The 667-nt window shown below is 69.1% G+C and carries 1 protein-coding gene; it reads left to right on the top strand.

Annotated features, from left to right (window positions below; all coding sequences use genetic code 11):
• Positions 1-87: 87 nt before the first annotated feature.
• Positions 88-667 (top strand): Crp/Fnr family transcriptional regulator (locus ACK4TH_RS12715; RefSeq protein ID WP_409626971.1); only part of this gene is annotated, 580 nt, incomplete at its 3' end.

The following is a 667-nucleotide window of genomic DNA, read 5'->3' as shown; positions in this document are numbered from 1 at the left end:
GTACGTGCGCATGACGCCCGCGCGTAGTCTATGTGATCTACTGTCTCATTCTAATGTGATCGCCCGCATTGAGGGCAGAGGTGAGCCTTGCCGGTCTCTGCGTTGATTCTGGGTCGCTCCGATGTGTTTGCGGGCTGCCCGGCCGCGGCGCTGACGTGGGCTGCCAGTCGCATGGAGTTGCTGCCCTTGCGCAAGCGGGAGGTGCTCGTCCTGCGCGGACAGACGCCGCCCGGGCTGGGCGTCGTCGTCCAGGGCAGTGTCCAGATGCTGGAGCTGACACAGGACGGGCGCGAGGTGGCGGTGCAATCGGCCGCCGAGGGTGAGGTGCTGGGTCTGGAGGGCCTGCTTGCCCCCCGGGTCGAGCCGGTGTCGTGGGTGGCCGCCAGCGGTGCGGCGACGGTGGCGGCGATGACGCGGGAGGATGCGCTGGCGCTGCTGGAGATGGAAGGGATGGGGCTGCGCGCGGCGCGCTGGCTGGCGCGCAAGCTTGCCGAGACATGGGCATGGAACCGGCTGGTGGGGGTACACCCGGTGATGGCGCGCGTCTGCGCCTGCCTTTTGTGGCTGAAAAAGGAGGACGGCACGTTGGCGTTGCCCACCCACGCCGAGCTGGGCTGGCGCCTGAATACGACACGCGAGTCGGTGACGCGCGCGCTGCAGCGGCTGC

It is taken from the genome of Tepidimonas sp., assembly GCF_046292505.1.
Lineage (GTDB): Bacteria > Pseudomonadota > Gammaproteobacteria > Burkholderiales > Burkholderiaceae_C > Tepidimonas.
The sequence above is the reverse complement of the archived record's forward strand: the minus strand, read 5'-3'. Positions and strand labels throughout refer to the sequence as shown.